Origin of the sequence: Mesorhizobium sp. L-8-10 (assembly GCF_016756635.1) — a bacterium.
Classification (GTDB): domain Bacteria; phylum Pseudomonadota; class Alphaproteobacteria; order Rhizobiales; family Rhizobiaceae.
Window position 1 is genome coordinate 8,170,882 of the sequence record NZ_AP023263.1, and the last position, 23,027, is coordinate 8,193,908.

Below are 23,027 nucleotides of genomic sequence, written 5' to 3' on the forward strand. Positions count from 1 at the left end.
GCCCCCTCGGCCCGTCACGCTGACGATGGGCAGCCCGTCGAACGGAGCAAAAAGATGATCCTGCGCCAGTTCCTGCATTCCGACCCCGTGGCCGCTTCCTACCTGTTCGGCTGCGGCGGCAAGGCATCCGCGGCCGTCGTCGATCCCGTCGGCGATGTCAGGTCCTATCTCGACGCCGCAGCGGCGACGGGCATGCGAATCCTCTACGTCGTCGACACCCACGTCCATGCCGATCACGTCTCTTCGGGCCGCGCGCTCGCCGAAGCCTCCGGCGCGCAATACGTGCTCTTCGAAGGGACCGGCGCGGGTTTTCCGTTCCGGGGGGTGAAGGACGGCACCGTGCTCGAACTCGGCAACGTGACCGCCAAGGTCATGCACACGCCGGGACACACGCCCGAGCATGTGTCTCTGCTGGTGACCGACCGCACGCGCGCCCCCGAACCATGGTTCATCCTCACCGGGCACACGCTCATGGTCGGCGATCTCGGACGAACCGAGCTCGCTTCCAGTGCCGAGGACGGAGCGCGCGCCCTGTTCGCTACGGCCCGGCGCCTGAAGGGGCTTCCGGACCACGTCGAAGTCTTCCCCGGCGCCTATTCCGGCTCGGTTTGCGGGAGGTCGCTGAGCGGCAAGGCGACTTCGACCATCGGCTTCGAGAAGCGGTTCAACAAGGCGTTCCGGATCGAGGACGAAGAGGCCTTCGTCGCCGCGATGGTCGCCGACATCCCGCCCCCGCCGCCTGAGGCAGCACGGATCCGTGCGGTCAACATGGGGACGGCGTCGTGAACGACGGCGCCGTTGGCGGCATCCGCCTCGGACTGAAGGAGAACTGGCGCCAGTTCGCGCTGCTCGTCCTCATCAACGCCTTCGTGGGCGGCATGGTCGGCATCGAGCGAACGGTCGTGCCGCTGATCGGCTCCGAGGAATTCGGCATCGCCTCGACCACGCTCGTGGTGTCCTTCATCGTCTCTTTCGGCGTGGTGAAGGCTTTCGCCAATCTCGTCTCCGGACAGTTCGCCGACCGCTGGGGGCGCAAGCGGGTGCTTGTGCTGGGCTGGCTCTTCGGCCTGCCGGTGCCGTTCATGATCCTGTGGGCACCGGACTGGAACTGGATCGTAGCAGCCAACGCCCTGCTGGGCGTCAGCCAGGGCCTCGCCTGGTCGATGACCGTCATCATGAAGGTCGACCTCGTCGGTCCGAAGGGACGCGGCCTGGCTGTCGGCCTCAACGAGTTCGCGGGCTATTTCGCGGTCGGTGTCACGGCATTCCTCACCGGTTGGCTGGCGGCCGAGCACGGCCTGAGGCCGGTCCCGATCTATCTGGGCGTGGGCTACGCGATCCTGGGCACGGTTCTCTCGATCTTTGTCGTGCAGGACACGCGCGGGCACGTCCGGCTGGAGACCGCGAAGCACGCGAACGAGGGATCGCCGCTCACCTTCCGCGACGTCTTCGTGCTGACCTCGTTGCGCGACCGCAACCTCTTCGCGGCGTCGCAGGCGGGACTGGTCAACAACCTCAATGACGGCATGAGCTGGGGCATCTTCCCGCTTTTCTTCACCGCCGGCGGACTGGGGATCGAGCGCGTCGGTATACTGAAGGCGGTCTATCCCGCGGTCTGGGGGCTATGCCAGGTCGTCACCGGGCCGCTCAGCGACCGATGGGGCCGCAAGGGGCTGATCGTGGCCGGGATGTGGGTCCAGGCGGCGGCGCTCCTGCTCACCGCCGTCACGGGCAAGTTCGGATGGTGGCTGGGCGCGAGCGTCCTGCTGGGGCTCGGGACCGCGATGGTCTATCCGAGCCTCATCGCGGCCGTCTCGGACGCCTCGCATCCGTCATGGCGTGCCCGCTCGCTGAGCGTCTACCGCTTCTGGCGCGACCTCGGCTACGCGATCGGCGCATTGTCGGCGGGGCTGATCGCGGACGCCTTCGGGCTGGCCGCCGCGATCATGGCGATCGCCGGGCTCACCTTCGTTTCGGGCGCGGTGGTCGCGGTGGCGATGGTCGAGCAACGGCCCTCATAGGGCGAGGTCCGCGAAGGCGTTGCGCCTCGCGCTGGTTGCCCTAACGTGGCGAGCATGGAAGGTGCGTCCGACATTGCCGATCTTCTCCTGCGCGGCGGCGCTGCCGCACTGAACCTGTTTGTGGCAGCGCAGTTCTTGCGAAGACCTGCTCCGCAGTTTCTGATGGCAGCCGGGAGCCTCTTTGCAATCTCCATCGCGGCCTATGGGTTCGCCTCGAGCGACCTGATCGCGGGCGCAATTGGGCGGGCCACGGAGCTATTGGTGGTTCCGGCCGTGCTCGCTTCGGCCTTCTTCTGGTGGTTCGCGCTCGCGCTGTTCCGGGACGACTTCGCTTGGCGGCATGCCTATGCCCTCCCGCCCGTTCTGCTCCTTGCGTTCTACGGCATGCGCCAGTTGCCGGAGGGACCGATTCGCACCTCGGGCGAACTGCTGCATCAGCTTGTGGTGGTGTCGCTGCTGATCCATGTGGTCAGCCTCGCAGTCAGAGAGCTCCAGAGCGATCTTGTCGATGCCAGGCGCCGCTTTCGCGTCGTCGTCGCGCTCGCGTTGCCCGCGGTAGGACTGGCCATTGCCGGGACCGAGCTCTATGGCCTTCGCCAGCCGCTGCCCGAGGAACTCGGGCTGGCCCAGTCCTTGATGCTGGCGACACTGTCTTTCGCCTTCGCGGTGTGGACGACCGGGCTCCGGCAGAACCTCTTCGTCACCTTCGCTTCGGCGCCGCAGCCGCGCACGGATCTGCTCGGTCCGGCAGAAAGACTGGAGCTCGAACGCCTCAAGTCGGCGATCTCAAAGGGGGCCTGCTTCGAACCCGACCTTTCGCTGGGATCGTTCGCTCGCCGGTTGGCAGTGCCGGAGCATCGGTTGCGCAGACTCATCAACAAGGGTCTCGGCTACCGCAACTTCGCGGCCTTCCTCGCCGACCATCGCATTGCAGAGGCCAAGCGCCGCCTGGCGGACCCGCAGAACGCGCGCGAGCAGGTCGCCTCCATCGCCTTCGGGCTCGGCTACGCTTCGCTCGCGCCATTCAACCGGGCGTTCCGGGAACTGACGGGCCTCACGCCGACCGACTACCGCGCGCAGGCGCTGGGACGGCAGATCGATTCCGGAAATTCGTGATCGAAGCCGGAAATCGCTGCGCGTCCTGCAATTGCGCGCAGCCCCGCAAGCGCTCCTGACCCAGTCTCCCTCCCGATATCCATCGAAGGGAGCACCCCATGTCCGACACATGCCTGTTGAGTTCGCTCATCAGTCACGCAAGCGACGTCTATCCCGATATCCTGCAGGGCGACCTCATACGCTACGTCGCGGGGGCGGGTGGAACGTTCCTGATCGTCAACACCCTGCTTGCCGGCTGGCTCGCCCGCCGCAGGATTCGCGACATTCGGCCGGACTGGCGTCAGATGGCGCGGGAGATCCTCGCCTCCCTGCGTACCGTGGTCATCTTCTCGCTTGTCGGGCTGGCCATTGCCCTTGCGGAGCGACTGGGCTGGCTGGCGATCTACGACGACCCGCTCGAACGGGGCCTGCCCTACTTCCTCGCCAATCTCATGGTGCTCATCCTCGCCCACGATGCCTGGTTCTACTGGACCCACAAGGTTATGCACCGTGCGGGGCTGTTCCGATGGTTCCACAGGTTGCACCACCGTTCGCACATCCCGTCGCCGTGGACGTCCTATGCCTTCGACGCAAGCGAGGCGGTGGTCAACGCGATCTACCTGCCGCTGGCACTCTTGCTGATGCCGACCAGCCTGCTCGCAGCGTTCCTGTTCACCGCCCACATGATGCTGCGCAACGCCATCGGTCATTGCGGCTACGAGGTGTTTCCTGCACGCCAGGATGGACGCCCGCTTGTGGACTGGCTGACCACCGTCACCCACCACGATCTGCATCATGCCCGCCCGCGCTACAATTTCGGGCTGTACTTCACCTGGTGGGACCGGCTGATGGGCACCGAGGACCCGACCTATCGGGCCGCCTTCGCCCGAGCGGCGGGCGCGACACCGGACCGCCGAGCGGAAGCCGCGCTTGCGCTGCCCGTTCCGACGCCGAACCGCCATGCAGGCTTGCCTGGCTTCGTCCGCGCTTCACGTGCCCGGAAAGCCGCGGGACATTCCGAAAACTGCTGAGCCGGGAGACCCGCCGTGAACCTCTATCGCGAACTGATCCTGCCGCACCTGGTGCATGGATCAATGAGAAATCCGCAACTGCTGCCCTACCGCCGGCGCGTGCTGGCGGCGGCACGCGGGCGCGTCGTCGAGGTCGGCATCGGGTCGGGCCTCAACCTGCCTCTCTATCCCGGAGGCGTGACGGAGGTGATCGGGCTCGATCCTGCCACCCGACTGGCGGCGATGGCGCGACGCGCTGCGCGTAACGTCGCGTTCCCGGTCACTGTCATGGAGGAAAGCGCCGAAGAGATTCCGCTGGAAACCGGCTCGGTCGACATGGTCGTGAGTACGTGGACCCTGTGTTCGATTCCGAGGGTCAGCAAGGCGCTTTCCGAGATGCGGCGAGTGCTCAAATCGGGCGGGCAGTTGCTCTTTGTCGAGCACGGCCTCTCGCCCGATGATTCCGTCCGCCGCTGGCAGAACCGGCTCACGCCCGTCTGGAAGTGCTGTGCCGGCGGCTGCCATCTCAACCGGCCGATCGGGAGCCTCGTCGAAGAGGCGGGGTTCAGATGCACGGCGCTGGAGACAGGCTATTCGAAGGGGCCGAGTCCGATGGTCTTCATGTATGAGGGCCGCGCCGCCTCGTGATCGCCACCGGACGGTTCGTTCGCATGGCGCCCCCATCAGGTGACGCTTCCGGCCAGCCGGCACGGACCTCCCAGCGTCGGTCGGGCCAACCGCTATCTGAACATTCCGTAGAGGAACTGGGCAATGTCGCTCTCGAGCGGGAATGACAGCATTCCCATGACGGAATATCCGAGCAGCCAGGGCATGAGGTAGAACCGGATCATGAAGAAGAACCAGGCCACGTAGAGCGGGACCAAAGGGTCGATCAGGAACCCCGGCGTCACGGGCTTGAAGAAGCGCAGGATCGGATCGGTGGCTCGAACGAAGAAACGCATGAAGAAGAACTCGGAATCCTCCCGCAGGAAAAGGTTCATCGCCGCGCGACCGATGAGGGTCCACATCACGACGCCGAGCACGTAATCGACCACGATCACCCAAAGCGGGTGAATGAAGATCATTTGTTCCAAAGAAGGGCTCCCCAGAGGAAAGGGGCGGGACTTGGTCCCGCCCCTTGCTTTTGGCTTGATGCCACCTAAAGCGCGTCGCGATATTTACGCGCTTCAGGTGTTTGTTCCTTCACATGTCTTTGCCCCGAAACCGGTTCCCAGTTTCGGGAGACATTCTCCACAGCGTGTTGCGTGAAAATGGATTCACGCAACACGCTGTAGGTCTTTGATTTGACGCATGTCTTTGTCCCGAAACTGGTACCCACTTTCGGGAGACATGCTTTAGTGGCCAGCCGCGAGGATCGTACCACCGCCGGGAATGCGTACCTCGTCGACCATGTTCTGGATTTCCTTGGACGGAACCCGCGTCGCGAGAGAGACCGCGACCATGGCCACAAGGCTGACCGCCATGCCGACGATGCCGAAGCGCACGTCGTCAAGGCCCAGCCACGGCGTCATCATCTTGTTGAACACCAGATAGAGGTAGATGGAGCCTACCGTGAAGCCGCCAACCATGCCGGCGATTGCGCCTGCCGTGTTTGCCCGTTTCCACCACACGCCCAGGACAAGCGGGAAGAAGAGACCGGAGCACGCAAAGTTGAAAGCCCAAGCCACCGCACCGAGGATCCCAGTCAGCTTGAGCGACGCTATGAATGCCGCCGCCGCGCCGATGAAGATCAGCAAGATGCGAGCGACGATCAGACGGCGACGCGTGTCGGCCTGCGGGTCGATCATCTTGTAGTAGAGGTCGTGCGACAGCGCATTTGCGATCGCCAGGAGCAGCCCGTCAGCGGTCGACATCGCGGCGGCAAGCCCGCCGGCTGCCACGAGGCCCGAGATCACATACGGCAGGCCCGCGATTTCCGGCGTGGCAAGCACGACGATGTCCGGCCGCATGAAGAACTCGTTCAATTGCACGATACCGTCGCCGTTCTGGTCCGCGACCGCCAACATGCCCACCGAACTCCAGTGCTGGACCCATTGAAGGTTCGACACCTCGTCGAATGCCTTGCCAATGACTGATGTCGCCAGATTTGGATCGAGCAACTGCAGCTTCGTCAGCGTGGCGAGAGCCGGCGCGGAGAAGTACAGGAGAAAGATGAACAGCAGAGACCAGCCGACCGAGCGACGGGCCGAGCGAACCGAGGGCGTCGTGAAATACCGCATCAGGATGTGAGGCAGGGACGCCGTACCGGCCATCATGCATATGGCGAGCGAAACCATCGCCCATCCCTTGCCGTCGGGGGCGTTCTGCGGATTGACGAGAACGGCCACGCCGGGGATCGCCTCGGCCGCCGGCTTCAACCCGAACTGAGCTTCCAGTTCCGCGATGCGCTGCACGGCCTCGCCGTAGGAGAAGTGCGGGATGATACCGAAGCCCTGCCTGTTCGACATCCAGATGATGGGCACCAGATAGGCGATGATCAGCACGATGTACTGCGCGACCTGCGTCCAGGTGACGCCGCGCATGCCCCCGAGCATTGAACAAATGAATATGCCGAGAAGGCCGAGCCAAACGCCGACCTCGAACGGAAGGCCGAGCGTCTGTGCCGCAATCGTCCCGGTCGCGTTGATCTGGGCGGTGACATAGGTGAACGAAGCCACGACCAGCACGATCACGGCGCACAGACGTGCCACGTTGCCGCCATAGCGGGTGCCGATGAAGTCGGGCACCGTGTAACATCCGAACTTGCGCAGGTAGGGCGCCATCAGCGAGTTCACGAGCACATAGCCGCCCGTCCAGCCGACGATGTAGCCCAGATAGGGGTAGCCGCCGAAATAGACGCCGCCGGCCAGAGCCACGAAGGATGCGCCGGACATCCAGTCCGCCGCGGTTGCCATACCATTGTAGAGCGCCGGAACTTCGCGCCCCGCCACATAGTACGCATCGACTTCCGCCGTGCGCGAAAGCCATCCGATGATTGCGTAGATCGCAATCGTGAAAAGCAGGAATCCAATACCTATAGGCTCGGCTCCCAGTCCCATCCTCTCCAGGAGAGCCATCAATCCGAAGAAAGCGAGAAAACCCAATGTGTAAAGCGCATATACCTTGCCAAGATTATCGACAAATCGCTTGTCGCGCTTGGCTTCTACGGTGACATCCATTGCCCTATCCCCCTCATTCTATTCCGAATTCGTCGTCGATCCGGTCCTGGAACCAGTTCTGGATCCAGATCAGAGCAACAAAGGCGATGAGTGATCCCTGGACGCTCATGTAGTAGCCGAGCGGAAAGCCCAGAAACGTAAATGCGTTCAGCGAGCTGGCGATCCATGGAACCAGAATCGCGAAGAACGCCCACAGCGCGAGAATGACATATGTCAAGTTTCTGGTCTTAATCCAATGACGTGCCTTTGCATCAATGTCGCTGCTGGACATGCGATCTCCTCCCAATTAATCGTATGCGGTAGTTGCCTCCAGACAGGGGCCGACTCAACAAGGCAGAATCCGTCCCCTTTTCAAAGCTTACTTGAAGAAATCCATCGGACGAATAATCCTATCGTAGCATTCCGACGGACCATCCCGATCCGATGAAGCAGATACCAGGACAGTTGGCCGAGGCGGCAAGATGGCTGATAGAGGCCATTTCAGGGCTCTCCTTGCGCCGGGACACGGCGCCCATCGGCACTGCGCAGCGTGTATTTCAGTTTGTCAGTACCAGGGCGGCACTGGTCACGCAGAAGAAACTCTACGGCTATCTCAAAGAGCGCATGGGCATGGCCTACCCGAAAGCGTTCGACGATGAACGATTCGTCAGGTCCATCAACATAGCGAAAATGCATGTATTTGCTGCTTCGTTGTCGGATCTGACCGTTCACGCGATCGCTCACATCGCGGCAGCGTCGGATCTGGACCGATCCGAGCGATCACGAATGGCGCTCGAATGCTTCAGGTCGGGACTGGCAGACAACGCCGACGCCACGATCGACAAATCGGTTGTCACGAAGTGGCTCGCCGACTTTGACCAGCGCCTCGACGGGATACGATGGGAAGCAATCGCCGGCGGAGCGACGTCATTCACGGAAAGCCCCAAGGCGATCGTCGAGTGGGCGCCTATCGCCGAAGAACTCAAGAAGTACGACCGCGACATCGTGCATAATTCCATGCGCTTTGCGTGGAACGAGATTCGCGAGGATTTCCGTAACAGGCTGGACGCGCGAGCCGTTGTTTCCGATTGGCGGGCGCCTGTTTCCTGACCTCATCCGCAGGTTGTAAGGCAGTTCGCCCGACAAGGAGAGGTCGCCCTCCCCGGCCTCGGTGACGTTGAAGTCCAAACCGTCGATGTCCGCCGCAGTGCCGCTTCAAGGAAGCGCGACGGACAACAAGATCAGCGCCAGATTCAAGAATGGCGTTCCTCACGTGTCGGTGCCGAGAAACGAGCGAGCCCTCCCTGGGGTCATGCTCATTGCGACCGTCGGCGAGACCGGCTCGTGCCAATAGCGCAGCCGGCCTTGCTTTCCGCCGGACAGGAACGTGGCGGAGCCGGCTTTGCCCCCGCTGCGCAGGCGGAGACCTGTCCGTTCGGTGCGCGGCTCGGACGCAGGTCGATTTGCATAGGGATCAATCGCGTCTCCGAAGCGTTAGGCACCTTGGAGCGTTTGAGGAGGGCATCCACTGTTCGACGGCTGGCCGCATCCGGGAAAGGAAGAGCCGATGCCGGACATGCGGCGCTGTCGCGGAAGGCTTCGTGGACCAAGGTGCTCAAGGCGGGAAGCAGGCGGGGCAGAAGGCAGGACGCATTAGGGCTCGGTCGGGCCGACAGCAGCCGCCACCACGATCGCAGGAGATCGGAAAGGAGCAAATATTGGACCCGACCACCGAGCTTGAGCTTCGCAGCGGCAGCAGCATGCCCTGCATGGGCCTCGGCGACCGCCGCCAGGCCTTTGGATTGGAACCCGGATGACGGGAGTGGGCCGCCCGACCGTCCTGATCACCGGCAGCAGCGGCTTTCTGGGCCAGGCGATCGCCCGCGGACTGATGGAGCGCTACCAGGTAATCGGTCTCGATATCGCCGGGCCCAAGCCGCCGCTGTCGGGTCTCAGGACGATCGCAATCGATCTGACCTCGGACTCGAATGTCGTGGAGGCCCTGGACAAGGTCCGGGCACAGACCGGCGGCCGGATTGCCTCGGTCATTCATCTCGCCGCCTATTACGACACGACCGGCAAGGACAACCCGAAATACGACTCTGTCACGGTCGAGGGAACGCGTCGCCTGATGGCCGCGCTCAAGGAACTGGAGACGGAGCAGTTCGTCTTTTCGAGCACATTGCTCGTCCATGCCCCGAGCCCGGCAAAAGGTGTCAGGATCAATGAGGATTCGCCGCTCGATCCGGCCTGGGCCTATCCGCGCTCGAAGGCAGAGACCGAAAGTCTGATCCTGAAGGAGCATGGCGGCATCAAGGTCGCGATCCTCCGGCTGGCGGGCGTCTATGACGAGAACTGCCGCGCGGCTTTCATTGCGCAGCAGATCGCCCGCATCTTCGAGAGAGCGCCCACCGCCTATCTCTTCACCGGCGACATTTCCACCGGCCAGCCCTACCTCCACTGCAGCGACCTCGTCGACGCCGTGGCGCGCGTGGTCGACCGGCGCGACGACCTTCCCGACGAAACCGTGCTGCTGATCGGCGAGGAGGAGACGCCGACCTATGCCGAGATGCAGCAGCGGATCGGCAGGCTCGTGCATGGGGAGACCTGGAGGACTCTCGCGCTCCCGAAGGAAGTGACGAAACTCGGCGCCTGGATGCAGGAGAACGTCCTCGACCAGGACACGGACATCAAGGCGTGGATGATCGAGAACGCCGACGATCATTACGAGATCGACATCTCTCGCGCGAAGGACCTGCTCGACTGGCATCCCCGCAATCGTCTGACCGCCACGCTGCCGGAAATGATCCGGCGGCTCAAAAGCGATCCCACGGACTGGTATGAAGCGAACAAGCTGGAACCTGCTGCGGTCGCTGCCTCACCGCCCGAGATCGCGCAGGCGGCGGAGCGTTTGCGCAGGCCGCTCGAGCGCTCCGAAGAAGAGGTCAAGGCGGAAGTGGATCGGCACCGGGCTCGCACGCTCTGGGCACCGCTTACCAACGCCACGCTCGGGCTCTGGCTCGTCGCCTCGCCCTTCACACTTGGCCTGTTCGATCCGGTCGCGGCATCGCTTCCACCGGCATTGGGACACGAGATCGCCGCGCCCGAGATGCGCGATACGCGGCTCGGCATCAGCGAGATCCTGTCCGGACTTCTCGTCCTGTCTCTCGCGCTTCTCGGCATGCGCCGGGGCCGCGAAGGACTGCAATGGCTCACGGCGGCGGTCGGGGTCTGGGTGATGTTCGCGCCGCTCGTCTTCTGGACCACCAGCGCCGGAGCCTATGCCACCGACACGCTGTCCGGCATGCTGATCATGGCCTTCGCGGTAATGATCCCGCCCACTCCGGGCATCAGCCGCCGAGCACTTGCCGCCGATGACGACCAGCCGCTCGGCTGGAGCTACTCCCCCTCCACCTTCAGCCAGCGCATTCCCATCATCGCTCTCGCCTTCGTCGGCCTGTTCGTCTCGCGCTATCTCGCGGCCTACCAATTGGGTCATGTCGACAGCATCTGGGATCCTGTCTTCGGCCCGGGCGACGCGCCGGTGGCCAACGGCAGCGAGGCCGTCATCACCTCATGGGTCTCGAAAGGCTTTCCCATTGCCGATGCCGGCCTGGGCGCCTTCGCCTATGCGCTCGACATCCTCGCCGGCGCGATCGGCGATCGCCGCCGCTGGCGCACCATGCCCTGGATGGTGCTGCTCTTCGGCCTGCTGATCGTTCCATTGGGCATTGTCAGCGTCAGCTTCATCATCATCCAGCCGCCGCTCATCGGCGCCCTATGTACGCTGTGTATCATCCAGGCAGCCGTCACCGTCGTACTCATCCCCTATTCGGTCGACGAGGTTCTGGCGACCTGCCAGTATCTCCTGCGTGCCAAGCGGACCGGCGAGCCGTTGTGGCGCACCTTCTGGCGCGGCGGCCCGGCGCTCTCGGAAGACCAGGTGCCGGGGGCCGATCTCGACCGGTCGCCGTCGGCCGTACTGTGGGACTTTCTCACCGGCGGCGTGAATTTCCCTTGGACGCTTGTCGCCAGCGTCCTGCTCGGCGTCCTGCTCATGATGACGCCGCTGGCTTTCGGAACGTCGGCGCCGCTCTATTTCAGCGACCATGTCGTCGGCTGCCTTGTCATCCTCGTCGCCGTCACCGCCATGGCCGAGGTAACCCGCGCCATACGCTTCCTCAACGTACCGCTGGGCGCGTGGATTGCGGTCTCGCCCTTCCTCGTGGATGGCGCCAATTCGGCCGCGACAATCGCCGCTGTCGCCATCGGCCTTCTGCTGATCGGCTTGAGCCTGCCGCGCGGCTCGCGAAGCTCGGCGCATTACGGCGGGTGGGACCGGGCGATCGTATAGGACGACTGGCGGCTGTCGCCAGGCAAGCCGCCACGAGCCGGTTGCATTCCTTCACCCTCATTTGAGCGTCTTTCGAAGACCTCCGATTCTCCCGGTCGAAGCTGGTGCGTTGCCGCAGTCTGCCGTACTTACTCGTCTGCCGCACATTGGGGAAAGGCCTGATGGATATCGCGCTCACCAAGACGGTTGCAGAACTGCTCGCCCTCTTCGGGCGGCGCGTCGCCGCGGCAGCCGCTGCCTTCGCGGTACCCTCGCGCACAATCGCGCAAGCTCAGACGGAGCGTAGACATGCCACGCCATCCGATGCGCCTCGCCCAGATACTGTGGCCGATTTTCCTCCTTATGGCCGGCAATGCCGTTGCCCAGGAGTCGGCGAGCGACGTGGCGGGGCTCGGTGGCTGCGCAATTTCGGCCTGGTCGACCGACAAGGATAGATCCGGCCTCAACGTCCGCGCCGGCCCTGGTATTGCCTACCCGGTGATCGGCCGGCTTCCGCCACCGCAGCAGCTTGACGGCGAGGAGTACGCCACCGAAGTCAACATAGTCGGATCGAAGGACGGTTGGTTCCGGATCAACAGTGCGACCACGAACAACTACGGCGACGCCGATGCCGAGGTCGTCTTTGAAGGCGACGGCTGGGTGTCGGGCCGATTTCTTGGACGCTCGGTAGAGGGGCAATATCTGTATGGCGCTCCTTCAAGCCACGCATCGGTTATCTTCGATTTCCATGACTGGCCGGGCGACAGGAAGGGCGCAGACGATTTTTCGCTCGAGCGCCTCCTGTCCTGCAAGGGCTGGTGGGTCGAGGTCGAAGGGACGTTTCTTGGCAAGCACCTGCGCGGCTGGACCGACGATACCTGCGGTAGCCAGGTGACGACCTGCCCTTGATGCGCTTCGGTTTCGGCCGACAGGTTCGAGTGTCCGGCATTCGCCTCTCAGAAGCGCTCTTCGTTCTCGCGCGCCAGCACCTCGAACGCATCAGAGTCAGGCATGTAGCGGTCCGCGGCGGCATCCCAGCGGTAGGTCACGGTGATCGTCCGCGTCCCCGGTTCCGGCGCGGTCACCCCGTCGCACCGCTCGCCGGTATCGGCAATCGTTTCAGTCACGCTTGCCGAGATGTCCGCTGGACGCTCTCCCACGTCTTGCCGAACGTCGATTTGCTGCGTGCGCTCATAGGCGCAGGCCCTTTCGCTGAAGGCGAAAATCGTGTCGACAAGCTCGAACCTGTCATCGCGCGCGAGGATGAGCGCCGTGGTGGTGTAGCCCTGGCTGGAATTGGAATGCGTGCTTTGGGTCATCAGCAGATCGGCGCCGGCGCCAACCGGCAGCCGAACCGGGTCCAGGAAGATGGTGTGGTCGCCAAAGGCGACATTGGCGGCATCGAGAAGTCGAGGACCGTCCGTCACATCGAAGAGCGCGAGAATTGCATATCCGACGACGTCCTGACCCATGCCGAAGTCCAGGAGCAGCGCCGTCCGGTTCGGACCGCCGGAGCGCACCGGGATGGCCGCGACCCGTATGAACTCGGTGGACGCAGGCTCAAGGCCGTCAGGATCCTTGCCGCCGATGTCCCTAACAGCGATTGTCCGGCCTCCGGAATATCTTCCGGCGTCGACGGTGATCCCCGGCACGACAAGCCTGACGAGATCGGCGTAGGTTTCATCCGATCCCTGCCGCAGCCGTTCCATCGGCTCAGGAAAGGTTGCCGGCTCGGCTAAGGCGCAACCAATCCACGTTGCGAGGAGCGGCAGCCCGAGCAGACCTGTATGGAATAGACCGCCCATTGTACCCCGCCCCGGTGAACAAACACGAAAGCTAGCGATCCTTCGCCCCCGCGTCAAAAGGGTGCAGGCATTCGTCGGCAGCCGAGACTGCGGGGACGGCGATCAGCGCCGTCCGCCATCTGCTCGCCAGGGGCGAGACGCAGCACAGGCGCCCGATGCGCTGCGAGGTCGCGGATGAGCGGCTCCGACAGCGCCCAACGTCTTCCTCCGCCCCGCGTCTTCGGCCTCGAGTGCGGACAATTGGCCCGTCCCCGAAGGTCGCCAGTTGTCCGCCGAAGAGCCGGTGAGCAAAAACCCAAGGCGATCATCCGAACGAGGTCGCGGGCAGGATATCCGCAGGCGGGAACCACTAGACGCCGGAAGCAGGCTGCAGGGCATCCTTCCCCGATCCGCGCCCCACCAGGATCCGCCTCGAGGAGATCAATGCGGAGGCCGGCGCAGCAAGGAAGGTCACGAACAGCCAGAGCGCAGCATCGGCGGCACCGGTCGCGCCGCCGGGATCGCTGAGCCCGCCGAGATTGGCGACCATTCCCGCGGCCGCGGCGCCGAAGGCGGTGGCGAAGAGCTGAACGGTGGTGATGGAACCGGCGGCAAGCCCTTGCTCGGCGGCGGGCACCTCCCTGAAGACATTCGTCACCAGATGCGGCCAGGCGACGCCGATCCCCAGCCCCACCAGCAACAGTCCGGCGCATATTGCAGCGATCTGCCATTCTGCACCGCCCGGGAATGGAACCAGAGCCGCCAGGATCGCCAGCCCGACGAGGACAAACAGCGGTCCTGAGGCGATGGCGCGCAGTCCCGCGTTCCCATTGCGGCCGGCGCTCTGCAACGATCCGAGGGTCCAGCCCATTGCCATCAGCGCCGCGAGGTAGCCGGCAGCAAGCGGCGACTGGCCATGCAGGATCTGGAGGAAATAGGGCACGAAGACATCCGTCTGCATGCCCATCACCAGAAGCCCGATCGTCGCACAAAGCGCCATGGGCTTCCCGCCCCATGCAAGTCCGCCCGTGGGCAACAGCCGCGCACCGCTCTTCAACTCGGTTCTGACGAGCAATGCCGCGAGGACGACTGCAGCGAGCATGCCCAGGCCGTTCCACACAGGATCGGCCGAGACGCTGCCCGCGGACACGGCAAGCACGGATGCTGCCAGGAGAGCGAGTTGCGGCAGCGGCAGCGGCGAGGATGCGCTTTCGCCACCGCCTTTTGCCGGCAAAACCGCCATCGCGACCAGACCGAACACCGTGGCGACCGGAACGAGCGACCAGAAGGCGGCGCGCCAGGCATTCATTTCGGCGAAGACGCCGCCCACAGCAGGACCGACGAGGGTGGAGACGCCCCAAATGACCGAGATCAGGCTGATCGCTCGGGACCAGAGCGCTTCCGGATAGACGAGCCGGATGACGGCATAGGCGAGCGCATAGAGCAATCCACCTCCGAAGCCCTGGACGAAGCGGCCGGCCAGAAGGACCGGAAATGCCTGCGCCGCCGCGCAGATCAGCGTGCCGGCCGCAAACAGAACCGTCGCGAGGGCATAGGCACGCCCCGAACCCGCGCGATCGAGAAGTCGCGCGGCAAGCGCCGCGCCGAGAATGGACGCGACCACGAACAGGGTCGTGCTCCAGGCATAGAGATCGAGCCCGCCAAGGTCATCGACGACCGATGGAAGGATCGTGGTGACGATATAGATGTTGAGCGCGTGCAGCATGACGCCCCCTGCCAGGACGATGGAGAAGACGCCGCTGCGTCCGCCAAGAAGGGCGGCCCAGCCCGGGCGGCTCGTGCCCGTCGAAAGATCGTTGGTGCTCATTGGAAACCTCGCGCAGCCTCGCTGCGGCTTGTTCGTCTTGGGTAACAGACTGGGGATGATGTGGAGAATCCCGGCGGACGCGGGGTCGCAAGCCGCCGGGCTTGATCTGGTATCTCCAGAGCTTCCGGCTTCTCCCAATCGCGAAAATCGGAAATGCTCTAGCTATTTGTTTTGTTGGGCAATTCCGGACGCAAAATCGCTGTGCGCTCTTGCTGGAATTGCTCTAGGCGGCGGTGCCTTTGATCCATTGCGGCGTGATGAAGCGGAACTCAGACGGTTCGGCGAGCAACGCGGCCGTTTCCCGCTCATAGTCCGGATACCAGGACTGCCTGGTGAAGTCGTCCGCCCCGGCTTCGCCGTCATGGACCTGGTAGGCCACGATCACGTCGGGATCGTTGTCGTCGAAGCCGTAGAAATAGGCGAGCTGGCCGTCAGCATCCGCGATATAGGCGCGCGCATATTTCTCCCATATGCGCCTCACCTCTTCCCGCTTGCCGGGCTGCGCCTTGTGCCGGATGTAGAGTGCTTTCCTGCTCATGATCATTCCTCGAATGCGCGGCCGTCAGCCGCGAGTTGCCGGGCATTGTGCCCATGCCCATGTGACGTTCGAGGAAGGGTGTTTGTGACGCGTGCCGTGTCTTTCCTCACATCCCGCGTTTCATGAAACAATGCGTACCGGACCGGCAGAACAGGCAGTCAGGCGATCACCCGGATATGATCGCGACCTTCTCCAGCGCCACGGACACCGACTTGAAGGCGGCTGTCGGCGCGATCAGCGAAGCCACCGGCGAAGCTCGTCCGGAACGGGTCAGACCCTGCAGCGCGATCGGTCGCGGCATCCCGATCGCCAGGCACAATCGCAGTCAACCAACCGGTCATAGCAAGGCGGCGAAAACCCAGACGGCGAGCGATCCAAGGTTTCGATCGGAGCAATGCAAATTCCGGACGTCAGCCCCGACAGCGTCATCCTACGCCCTGTCCACAGATGCCGAGGACTGGACGCCTAGAAACTGCTGGAGTTCGGGCGTCGCAGGATCGGAAAAGATCTTGCCGGGCGGTCCTATCTCGTGGACGCGACCCTGATGCATGAAGACCACGCGATGGCAGACGTCGCGGGCGAACTTCATCTCGTGAGTGACCATCACCAGCGTCATGCCGTCGGCAGCGAGCGCGCGGACGACGGCCAGCACTTCGGACACGAGCTCCGGATCGAGGGCCGAGGTTATCTCGTCGCACAGAAGCGCGATCGGCTGCATGGCCAGCGCCCGGGCGATCGCGACGCGCTGCTGCTGACCGCCCGAAAGCTGGTCGGGATAGGCGTCGAACTTCTCGCCCAGGCCGACCCGGTCGAGCATCGCCCGGGCGATACGCTGGGCCTCATCCTTCGGCGTCTTCTTCACGACCGTTTGGGAAAGCATCACATTGGCGCCGGCGGTCAGGTGCGGGAACAGGTTGAACTGCTGAAAGATCATGCCGACTTTCAGCCGCAGCGCCCTCAGATGCGCCTCGTCGGGGCGAAGCTCGGCGCCGGCAACGGTGATCGAGCCTGCGTCGATGTTCTCCAGGCCATTGATGCACCGAAGCAGCGTCGACTTGCCGGAGCCGCTCTTGCCGATGATGGCGACGACCTCGCCGGGCTCGACCGCGATGGTGATGCCCTTGAGAACCTCGTTCATGCCGAAGCTCTTGCGGACCTCATTGATTTCGATGAGCGACATTGAGTCTCCTCTCGAGCGACCGGCTCGCCTTCGACAGGGGCCAGCACAGGACGAAATAGATCAGTGCGACGATGCCGTAGACGGTGAAGGGTTCGAAGGTCGCGTTGGTGACCTCGGTGCCGGCCTTGGACAATTCGACGAAGCCGATGATCGAGGTCACGGCTGTGCCCTTGATGACCTGCACCAGAAAACCGACGGTCGGCGGCACCGCGACCCGCAGTGCCTGCGGCAGGATCACATGGCGCATCTGCTGCACATAGCCCATGCCCAGGCTGGCCGACGCTTCCCATTGGCCGCGGGCGATGGACTCGACGCAGCCGCGCCAGATCTCGGTCAGGAAGGCCGCCGTCCACAGCGTGAGCGCCACGCCGGCGGCGAGCCAGACCGACACGTCGATGCCGAAGAGGCCGAGACCGAAGAAGGCGAGGAACAGCTGCATCAGAAGCGGCGTGCCCTGGAACAGTTCGACGTAGTATTTCACGAGTGTCTTCAGCAGCTTGTGCTTGCCGATGCGAAGGAAGAGCAGGATGGCCCCGAAGACGCCGCCGCCGATGAAGGCGGCCATCGACAGGACGACGGTCCAGCGAGCGGCGAGCAGGAGGTTGCGGACGATGTCCCAGGTGGTGAAGTCGCTCATCGCGCCGCCGTCCTGGGAAAGATCATCCCGCCGAGCCGCGCCAGCACCCAGCGCAACAGGATCGCCAGCACGAGGTAGACGCCCGTCGAGAAGAAATAGGCCTCGAAGGAGCGGAAAGTGCGCGACTGGATGAAGTTCGTGGCGAAGCTCAGATCCTGAGCGGCGACCTGCGAGACGACGGCCGACCCCAGCATGACGATGACCACCTGCGAGGAGAGCGCCGGCCAGATGCGCTGCAGCGCGGGAACGAGGACGACATACCGGAAAGTCTGGAATGGGGTCATGGCCAGGCTCGCCCCGGCCTCGAACTGGCCCTTTGGCGTGGCCTGGATCCCGGCGCGGATGATCTCGCAGCTGTAGGCGCCGAGGTTCACGATCATCGCCAGATTGGCGGCCTCGAGTTCGCTGAGGCGCAGGCCGAGCGGCGGCAGGCCGAAATAGATGAAGAAGAGCTGGACGAGAAACGGCGTGTTGCGGATGAGTTCGACATAGGCCGCCACCAGCGGCTTCAGCCAGGCCGGTCCCAGCGCGCGCACCCAAGCGCAGCAAATGCCGACCGCGATGCCGACCACGGCGGCGACGGTGATCAGCTCGATGGTGATGGCTATGCCATGCAGGATCTGCGGGTAATAGACCAGCAGCCAGCCGAAATCGAATCGATAGGTCATGGACGGCCTCTGTGGGCGGCCGGGCCGGTGTTGCAGCCGGCCCGGTCATGTGCGGTTAGAGGTTCTCGTCGAGCGGCTGGTGCAGCCACTTCTCCGAGATGGCGTTCAGGGCGCCGTCCTTCTTCGCTTCGGCGATGACCTCGTTGATCTTGGCCATCAGCGCCGGTTCGTTCTTGTTCATGCCGACATAGCAGGGCGAGTCCTTGATCAGGAACTTCAGCTCGGGCTTGCGCGGCGGGTTCTTGTCGAGAATCGCAGCCGCCACGACATTGCCGGTGACCACCCCGTCCACCTGGCCCGAGAGGAAGGCCGAGATGTTGCCGTTGTTGTCCTCGTAGCGCTTGATCGTCGCGTCCTCGGGCGCGAGCTTGGTCAACTCCAGGTCCTCGATCGATCCGCGGGTCACGCCGACGATCTTGCCGGACAGATCGGCCGCGGATGTGATCGCCACGTCGCTCGGTGCGAAGACGCCGCTGAAATAGGGGGCATATGCATCGGAAAAGTCGATCACCGCGGCGCGCTCGGGGTTCTTGCCCAGGCTCGAGATCACCAGATCGACCTTGTTGGTCTGGAGATAGGGTATGCGGTTGGCACTGGTCACCGGCACCATGGAAAGCTTCACGCCCAGTTTCTCTGCGATGAGCGTCGCCATGTCGATGTCATAGCCTCGGGGCTTCATGTCAGTGCCGACACTGCCGAAGGGCGGGAAGTCCTGCGGGACCGCGATGCGGATCGTCCCGCTCGACATGACGTCCGCGAGCGCGTCGGCTCTGGCCGGTGAGACCGGGAAGGCCGAGGCGAAAACGGCGCTGCCGACGGCGACGAGCGCCGCGATGAAGTGCCTCTTGTGCATTGCTTATTCCTTTCCAGAATGGTGCTTCGTTAGGGGCAGGCGACAATTGCGCAAGGGCGTCTCCCAGGGCTGAACGTCCACGGTTCGGCGCCGCGCGGCCATGATGTCCCGGCATCGCGAGGCGACCGGCGACCCGATGGCGCCGTCCTGGATCCGGACGCTATGACGGGCAGATACGGCGATATCCCGCACCCGCAACGCAACGGCTCCGGTGGGCCTTGCGGCTCCACAGCCATTCATCCCTGTTCTCCTCTGGTCCGACCGGTTCTCCGGCGTTCTCTTGTCGCACGATTACGGTACAAAAATTTCAGATTGTCAACAGTCCGATACTTGTGTTTTAGTCCTTCCAGGAAACGAGGCTTTCATGGAAGACGAGACCCGCAAACCGCGCATGCTCGAACAGCGCATCCAGAGCCAGTACGACGATCTTCCGGGCAGCGAGCGGGCCCTGGCCGATCTGATCCTGGAGTTCCCCGGCGACCTGCTGGTCTATTCGGCGACGGAACTCTCGGAGCGCGGCGGCGTGTCGAAGGCGGCCGTTACCCGCTTCGTCAAACGCCTCGGCTACCAGGACTATCGAGAGATGCAGCGCGAGGTCCGCGAGGCGCAGGACGCCGGAGAGCCCATCTATCTCAATACCGGACTTCTCGGGTCCACGCTCGGCCGCACCCGCCTGCAGCAGCATCTCGACCGCGACATCGCCAATCTGCGCCAGACATTCGAATTGCTGAACCCCGACGATCTCGGCGAGGTCGTCGACCGCTGCGTGGCGGCCCGCCGGATCTGGGTGCTCGGCTTTCGCAACAGCTACTTTGTCGCCGCCTATCTGCGCCGGCAACTGATCCAGGTTCGATCCGATGTCACGCTGGTACCGGCGCCGGGGCAGGTATTGATGGAGGATCTGGCCGGCGCAACTCCGGAGGATCTGATGATCGCCGTCGGACTGCGCCGCCGGACGCCGATGTTGGGGCAGGCGATGAAGGTCGTCCGCGATCTCGGCGTGCCCATCGCCTACATCACCGACCGCGTCGCCGTCACCACGCCGAAGCTCGCGACATGGACCTTCCCCTGCCAGGTGCGCGGCGTGTCGCTGTTCGATTCCTATGTCGCGGTGATGAGCGTCGCCAACTACCTGTGCACCGAGGTCGTCGCGGCGGCCGGCGAAAGCGGGCGCGCGCGGCTTGGCCGTATCGAGGATCTCATGGGCCTGGCGGGCGAGATCGACCCCGGCAATTGACCGACGCAGCGGCGCCGACACCGGCGCGAATGGGAAGCGCGATGCTGATCGACGAAATCGAACTCTTTCACGTGGCGATGCCGCTCAAGGCGCCGTGGCGAACGGCCTTCGGCGAGGAGACCGCGATCGACACGGTCCTGGTCCGGCTGAGGGCGGATGGCGAAGACGGCTGGGGCGAGACCGCTCCCTACCGGCTGCCGCAGTTCTCGCCGGAATGGGCCTCAGGCGCTTTCGCGCTGCTGCGCGACGCCATGGCCCCGGCCCTGGTGGGCAAGCGCATCGACAGTGCCGAAGACCTGCAAAGGGAGTTGGCGCCGCTGAAGGGCAACCACTTCGCCAAGGCCGGCCTCGACACGGCCTGGTGGGATCTTGCGGCGAAGATCGCCGGCGAGCCGCTGTGGAAGATGATCGGCGGGAGGGGGCCGGATGCGATCGTCGGTGCCGACATATCCGTGATGGACGGCCTCGACGATCTCGTCGCCGCCGTCGGCAAGGCTCAGCAGGACGGCTTTCAGCGGACCAAGCTGAAATTTCGCCGCGGATGGGGCCTGGAGATGGTCGCTCGCGTCCGCGAAGCCTTCCCTGATGCGGTCCTGCATGTCGATTGCAACAGCGCGTTCACGCTGGACGATATCCCCATGTTTCGCGAGCTGGACCGGTTCGGTCTAGCGATGATCGAGCAGCCCCTCGCCTATGACGACCTCATCGACCATGCGCGCCTCCAATCGGAGCTGAAGACGCCGATCTGCCTGGACGAAAGCATCACGTCGGTCGACCGGGCCCGCAAGGCGATCGACATCGGGGCCTGCGGCTGGATCAACATCAAGCCGGGGCGCGTCGGCGGCCTGACCAACGCGATCGCCATTCATGACCATTGCGCGGCCCGCGGTGTCCCGTGCTGGATCGGCGGCATGCTCGAATCCGCTGTCGGGCAGGGGCCGGCGCTGGCGCTGTCGACGCTGCCCAACGTCAAATATCCCTGCGACGTCTTCCCCACCGAGCGGCTCTATGAAACGGATCTTTCCGAGCCCGAGATCGTCCTGAGCGGGCCTTCGCGCATTACCGCATCGCAGCTGCCCGGCCACGGGTTTCGGCCCAATCCCGGACGCCTGAAGCGCGCCACGCGCGAATACGCCGTGGTTGCCGCGAGGACTGCCTGAGCGCAGATTGCTCGCCCGGCATGCCCGGCGTGTCGAGATATCGGGCCCCAGGGCCAACCCATTGATATGGCTCGTATCAAAGCTCGATGCTGCGCGAATCGGGCCAGATGATCTCACCGGAGGTGCCTCGGCGGGAGGGTGTCATTTGTCGTTCAGAACATGGTGACTGATAGTCCCGGCAAAGCGCCTGCGCGCCCCAAGCGAGGCAATCTCATGTCTGCTTCCTGCCCATCTCGGCAGGTGCTTCAGCACATGACGAACCGATGGGGGCCGCTGGTCTTGCTTGCTCCGGAAACCGGGACACTGCGTTTCAGCCAGTTGCGCCGGGCAATCGGTGGCGTAAGCGAACGGATGCTTGCGCAGACCCTGCAAGAGCTGGAGGGGGATGGGCTCATCAATCGCATCGCCTACGAGGTTGTCCCACCCCACGTCGAATACAGTCTCACCCCGCTCGGCAAAGAGGCAACGGAACGGGTACGAGCCGTCGCCGATTGGATCGAGACAAGCCTTCCGCCCATCGGCAAGGTCTGGGATAGCCGTGCCAAAAGCGGCAAAAAGAACTAGTCGAAAAGCCGCCGGTCGAAAATCAGGCACGGACGACTGAACCGCGGCGGGAACCGAGTCGATCAACGGCATCTACAAGGCCGAGATCATTCACGGCGCAGGCCATGGCGCTCCTTCGAGGCAGTCGAGTTCGTCACGCTGGAGTGGGTCGACTGGTTCAGCAATCGCCGGCTCGTGGAACCCATCGGCAACATCCGCCGGCCGGCAATCCCGGCGCGGTTCACCTACTGCCGTGTCAATGACTCTGCCCGCGACGCGTCCAAAGCGGTTGGTTACGCAGACGCCGTGGTCTGGGCGCGAAGGCTGCAACGGGTGCCACCTGGACCGGATGACACCCGTCGGCAGATCAGGCCTTGACCCGCTCGATGACCACCGGCACGGGCCGGCAAACGGTATTGCAGACGGGGGAATGCTGCTGTGCGTAGCGCAGCAGGTCATCCAGTTCCTCGTCTGAGCAGTCTGCCTTGACGTGCATCTGGATGTTGATCTGCTCATATCCGGCTGGAACGCCTTCTTCGAGACCGAGCAGTCCCCGGAGGTCGATGTCACCTTTGAGCTCCGTCGACATTTCGCGGATCGTGATGCCGCGGGCCATTGCGTGAAGCACGAAGGTCGTCGTCACGCATCCCGCCAGTGCGTGCAGCAAGAACTCGACGGGATTGGCGCCTTCGTTGTTGCCGAGCAGCACCGGCGGTTCGCCGTTGGTGAATTCGAATGGCATCGGCCGCGAGGTGTCTTCCTGGCCCGCCCCATAGAAGTCGCGGATCGTGGAGCGGTTCTCACCGCCGTCGACCCAGTTGTTGCGCGCGCGGAACTGGAATTTGGCCAGGCTCTTGTCGGCCTTGAGCGCGGCGATCGTATCGAGGGCCGCCTGCACGTTGAGGCCGTTGAGGTAAGTCGCTTTCTCGGCGGCGGCAGACATTGCAGTCATGGTGGTTCTCCATCTTCGGTTTGGGTGGTG

At 64.0% G+C, this 23,027-nt stretch carries 23 protein-coding genes and 1 pseudogene; 12 read left to right on the forward strand and 12 right to left on the reverse strand.

From position 1 onward, the window contains the following. Window positions 1-54 precede the first annotated feature (54 nt). The 5 genes from JN280_RS37735 to JN280_RS37755 all read left to right on the forward strand — a co-directional run bounded on the left by JN280_RS37735 (window position 55) and on the right by JN280_RS37755 (window position 4,774). Window positions 55-786 (forward strand): MBL fold metallo-hydrolase, encoded by a 732-nt coding sequence (locus tag JN280_RS37735; RefSeq protein WP_202309266.1) that lies wholly within the window; start codon window positions 55-57, stop codon window positions 784-786. Next, window positions 783-2,021: an MFS transporter gene (locus JN280_RS37740; RefSeq protein WP_202309267.1), complete on the forward strand. Its 1,239-nt coding sequence runs from the start codon at window positions 783-785 to the stop codon at window positions 2,019-2,021. Before JN280_RS37735 ends, JN280_RS37740 begins: the two co-directional genes overlap by 4 nt. 54 nt (window positions 2,022-2,075) lie before the next feature. Further along, the gene (locus JN280_RS37745; RefSeq protein ID WP_202309268.1) at window positions 2,076-3,137 is read left to right on the forward strand and encodes an AraC family transcriptional regulator; all 1,062 of its coding nucleotides are present in this window, start codon (window positions 2,076-2,078) and stop codon (window positions 3,135-3,137) included. 98 nt (window positions 3,138-3,235) lie between these two features. Further along, window positions 3,236-4,147 (forward strand): sterol desaturase family protein, encoded by a 912-nt coding sequence (locus tag JN280_RS37750; protein WP_202309269.1) that lies wholly within the window; start codon window positions 3,236-3,238, stop codon window positions 4,145-4,147. Between the two features lie 15 nt (window positions 4,148-4,162). Beyond that, window positions 4,163-4,774 carry a class I SAM-dependent methyltransferase gene (locus JN280_RS37755; protein ID WP_202309270.1) on the forward strand — a complete coding sequence of 204 codons (612 nt, stop codon included), beginning with the start codon at window positions 4,163-4,165 and terminating at the stop codon, window positions 4,772-4,774. A 92-nt stretch (window positions 4,775-4,866) separates the two neighbouring features. Here the strand turns inward: JN280_RS37755 and JN280_RS37760 are convergent, their stop codons facing one another. From JN280_RS37760 to JN280_RS37770, 3 genes are all read right to left on the reverse strand, one after another. After that, window positions 4,867-5,211, reverse strand: coding sequence for a YggT family protein (locus tag JN280_RS37760; RefSeq protein WP_202309271.1), 345 nt, complete (start codon window positions 5,209-5,211; stop codon window positions 4,867-4,869). 270 nt (window positions 5,212-5,481) lie between these two features. Further along, window positions 5,482-7,305 carry a sodium:solute symporter family protein gene (locus JN280_RS37765; RefSeq protein WP_202309272.1) on the reverse strand — a complete coding sequence of 608 codons (1,824 nt, stop codon included), beginning with the start codon at window positions 7,303-7,305 and terminating at the stop codon, window positions 5,482-5,484. A gap of 13 nt (window positions 7,306-7,318) precedes the next feature. Next, window positions 7,319-7,576 (reverse strand): DUF4212 domain-containing protein, encoded by a 258-nt coding sequence (locus JN280_RS37770; RefSeq protein WP_202309273.1) that lies wholly within the window; start codon window positions 7,574-7,576, stop codon window positions 7,319-7,321. 152 nt (window positions 7,577-7,728) lie between these two features. Between JN280_RS37770 and JN280_RS37775 the strand changes: the two genes are divergently transcribed. The 3 genes from JN280_RS37775 to JN280_RS37785 all read left to right on the forward strand — a co-directional run bounded on the left by JN280_RS37775 (window position 7,729) and on the right by JN280_RS37785 (window position 12,526). Continuing rightward, complete coding sequence (locus JN280_RS37775) at window positions 7,729-8,394, forward strand: hypothetical protein (protein WP_202309274.1); 666 nt, start codon at window positions 7,729-7,731, stop codon at window positions 8,392-8,394. 703 nt (window positions 8,395-9,097) lie between these two features. After that, window positions 9,098-11,638 carry an NAD-dependent epimerase/dehydratase family protein gene (locus JN280_RS37780; protein ID WP_202309275.1) on the forward strand — a complete coding sequence of 847 codons (2,541 nt, stop codon included), beginning with the start codon at window positions 9,098-9,100 and terminating at the stop codon, window positions 11,636-11,638. Between the two features lie 342 nt (window positions 11,639-11,980). Next, window positions 11,981-12,526 carry an SH3 domain-containing protein gene (locus JN280_RS37785; protein ID WP_202309276.1) on the forward strand — a complete coding sequence of 182 codons (546 nt, stop codon included), beginning with the start codon at window positions 11,981-11,983 and terminating at the stop codon, window positions 12,524-12,526. A gap of 47 nt (window positions 12,527-12,573) precedes the next feature. Here the strand turns inward: JN280_RS37785 and JN280_RS37790 are convergent, their stop codons facing one another. From JN280_RS37790 to JN280_RS37820, 8 genes are all read right to left on the reverse strand, one after another. Then, on the reverse strand, window positions 12,574-13,479 hold the full coding sequence (locus JN280_RS37790; protein WP_202309277.1) for a hypothetical protein: 906 nt from the start codon (window positions 13,477-13,479) through the stop codon (window positions 12,574-12,576). Window positions 13,480-13,771: 292 nt separating this feature from the next. Next, window positions 13,772-15,229, reverse strand: a complete 1,458-nt coding sequence (locus JN280_RS37795) for an MFS transporter (RefSeq protein ID WP_202309278.1) — start codon at window positions 15,227-15,229, stop codon at window positions 13,772-13,774. Between the two features lie 223 nt (window positions 15,230-15,452). Continuing rightward, a complete protein-coding gene (locus tag JN280_RS37800; protein ID WP_202309279.1) occupies window positions 15,453-15,767 on the reverse strand; it encodes a putative quinol monooxygenase in 315 nt (104 codons plus the stop codon). 166 nt (window positions 15,768-15,933) lie between these two features. Further along, on the reverse strand, window positions 15,934-16,068 hold the full coding sequence (locus tag JN280_RS40075; RefSeq protein WP_274609052.1) for a hypothetical protein: 135 nt from the start codon (window positions 16,066-16,068) through the stop codon (window positions 15,934-15,936). 129 nt (window positions 16,069-16,197) lie between these two features. Beyond that, window positions 16,198-16,947, reverse strand: a complete 750-nt coding sequence (locus JN280_RS37805) for an amino acid ABC transporter ATP-binding protein (RefSeq protein ID WP_202309280.1) — start codon at window positions 16,945-16,947, stop codon at window positions 16,198-16,200. Further along, on the reverse strand, window positions 16,925-17,584 hold the full coding sequence (locus JN280_RS37810; protein WP_202309281.1) for an amino acid ABC transporter permease: 660 nt from the start codon (window positions 17,582-17,584) through the stop codon (window positions 16,925-16,927). The genes JN280_RS37805 and JN280_RS37810 overlap by 23 nt, the downstream gene beginning before the upstream one ends. Further along, window positions 17,581-18,252: an amino acid ABC transporter permease gene (locus JN280_RS37815; protein WP_202309282.1), complete on the reverse strand. Its 672-nt coding sequence runs from the start codon at window positions 18,250-18,252 to the stop codon at window positions 17,581-17,583. The genes JN280_RS37810 and JN280_RS37815 overlap by 4 nt, the downstream gene beginning before the upstream one ends. Window positions 18,253-18,307: 55 nt before the next feature. Then, window positions 18,308-19,105 carry a transporter substrate-binding domain-containing protein gene (locus JN280_RS37820; RefSeq protein WP_202309283.1) on the reverse strand — a complete coding sequence of 266 codons (798 nt, stop codon included), beginning with the start codon at window positions 19,103-19,105 and terminating at the stop codon, window positions 18,308-18,310. A gap of 364 nt (window positions 19,106-19,469) precedes the next feature. On the opposite strand from JN280_RS37820, the gene JN280_RS37825 reads away from it, so the two are divergent. The 4 genes and pseudogenes from JN280_RS37825 to JN280_RS40440 form a co-directional block, all read left to right on the forward strand. Next, window positions 19,470-20,342 (forward strand): MurR/RpiR family transcriptional regulator, encoded by an 873-nt coding sequence (locus JN280_RS37825; protein ID WP_202309284.1) that lies wholly within the window; start codon window positions 19,470-19,472, stop codon window positions 20,340-20,342. A gap of 41 nt (window positions 20,343-20,383) precedes the next feature. Further along, on the forward strand, window positions 20,384-21,502 hold the full coding sequence (gene menC / locus JN280_RS37830; protein ID WP_202309285.1) for an o-succinylbenzoate synthase: 1,119 nt from the start codon (window positions 20,384-20,386) through the stop codon (window positions 21,500-21,502). A 252-nt stretch (window positions 21,503-21,754) separates the two neighbouring features. Further along, on the forward strand, window positions 21,755-22,066 hold the full coding sequence (locus JN280_RS37835; protein WP_446720804.1) for a winged helix-turn-helix transcriptional regulator: 312 nt from the start codon (window positions 21,755-21,757) through the stop codon (window positions 22,064-22,066). A gap of 55 nt (window positions 22,067-22,121) precedes the next feature. After that, a pseudogene (locus JN280_RS40440) lies at window positions 22,122-22,300 on the forward strand (IS3 family transposase); the annotation flags it as partial. Window positions 22,301-22,412: 112 nt separating this feature from the next. On the opposite strand, the gene JN280_RS37845 reads toward JN280_RS40440, so the two are convergent. Next, on the reverse strand, window positions 22,413-22,997 hold the full coding sequence (locus JN280_RS37845; protein ID WP_202309286.1) for an OsmC family protein: 585 nt from the start codon (window positions 22,995-22,997) through the stop codon (window positions 22,413-22,415). Window positions 22,998-23,027: the final 30 nt, after the last annotated feature.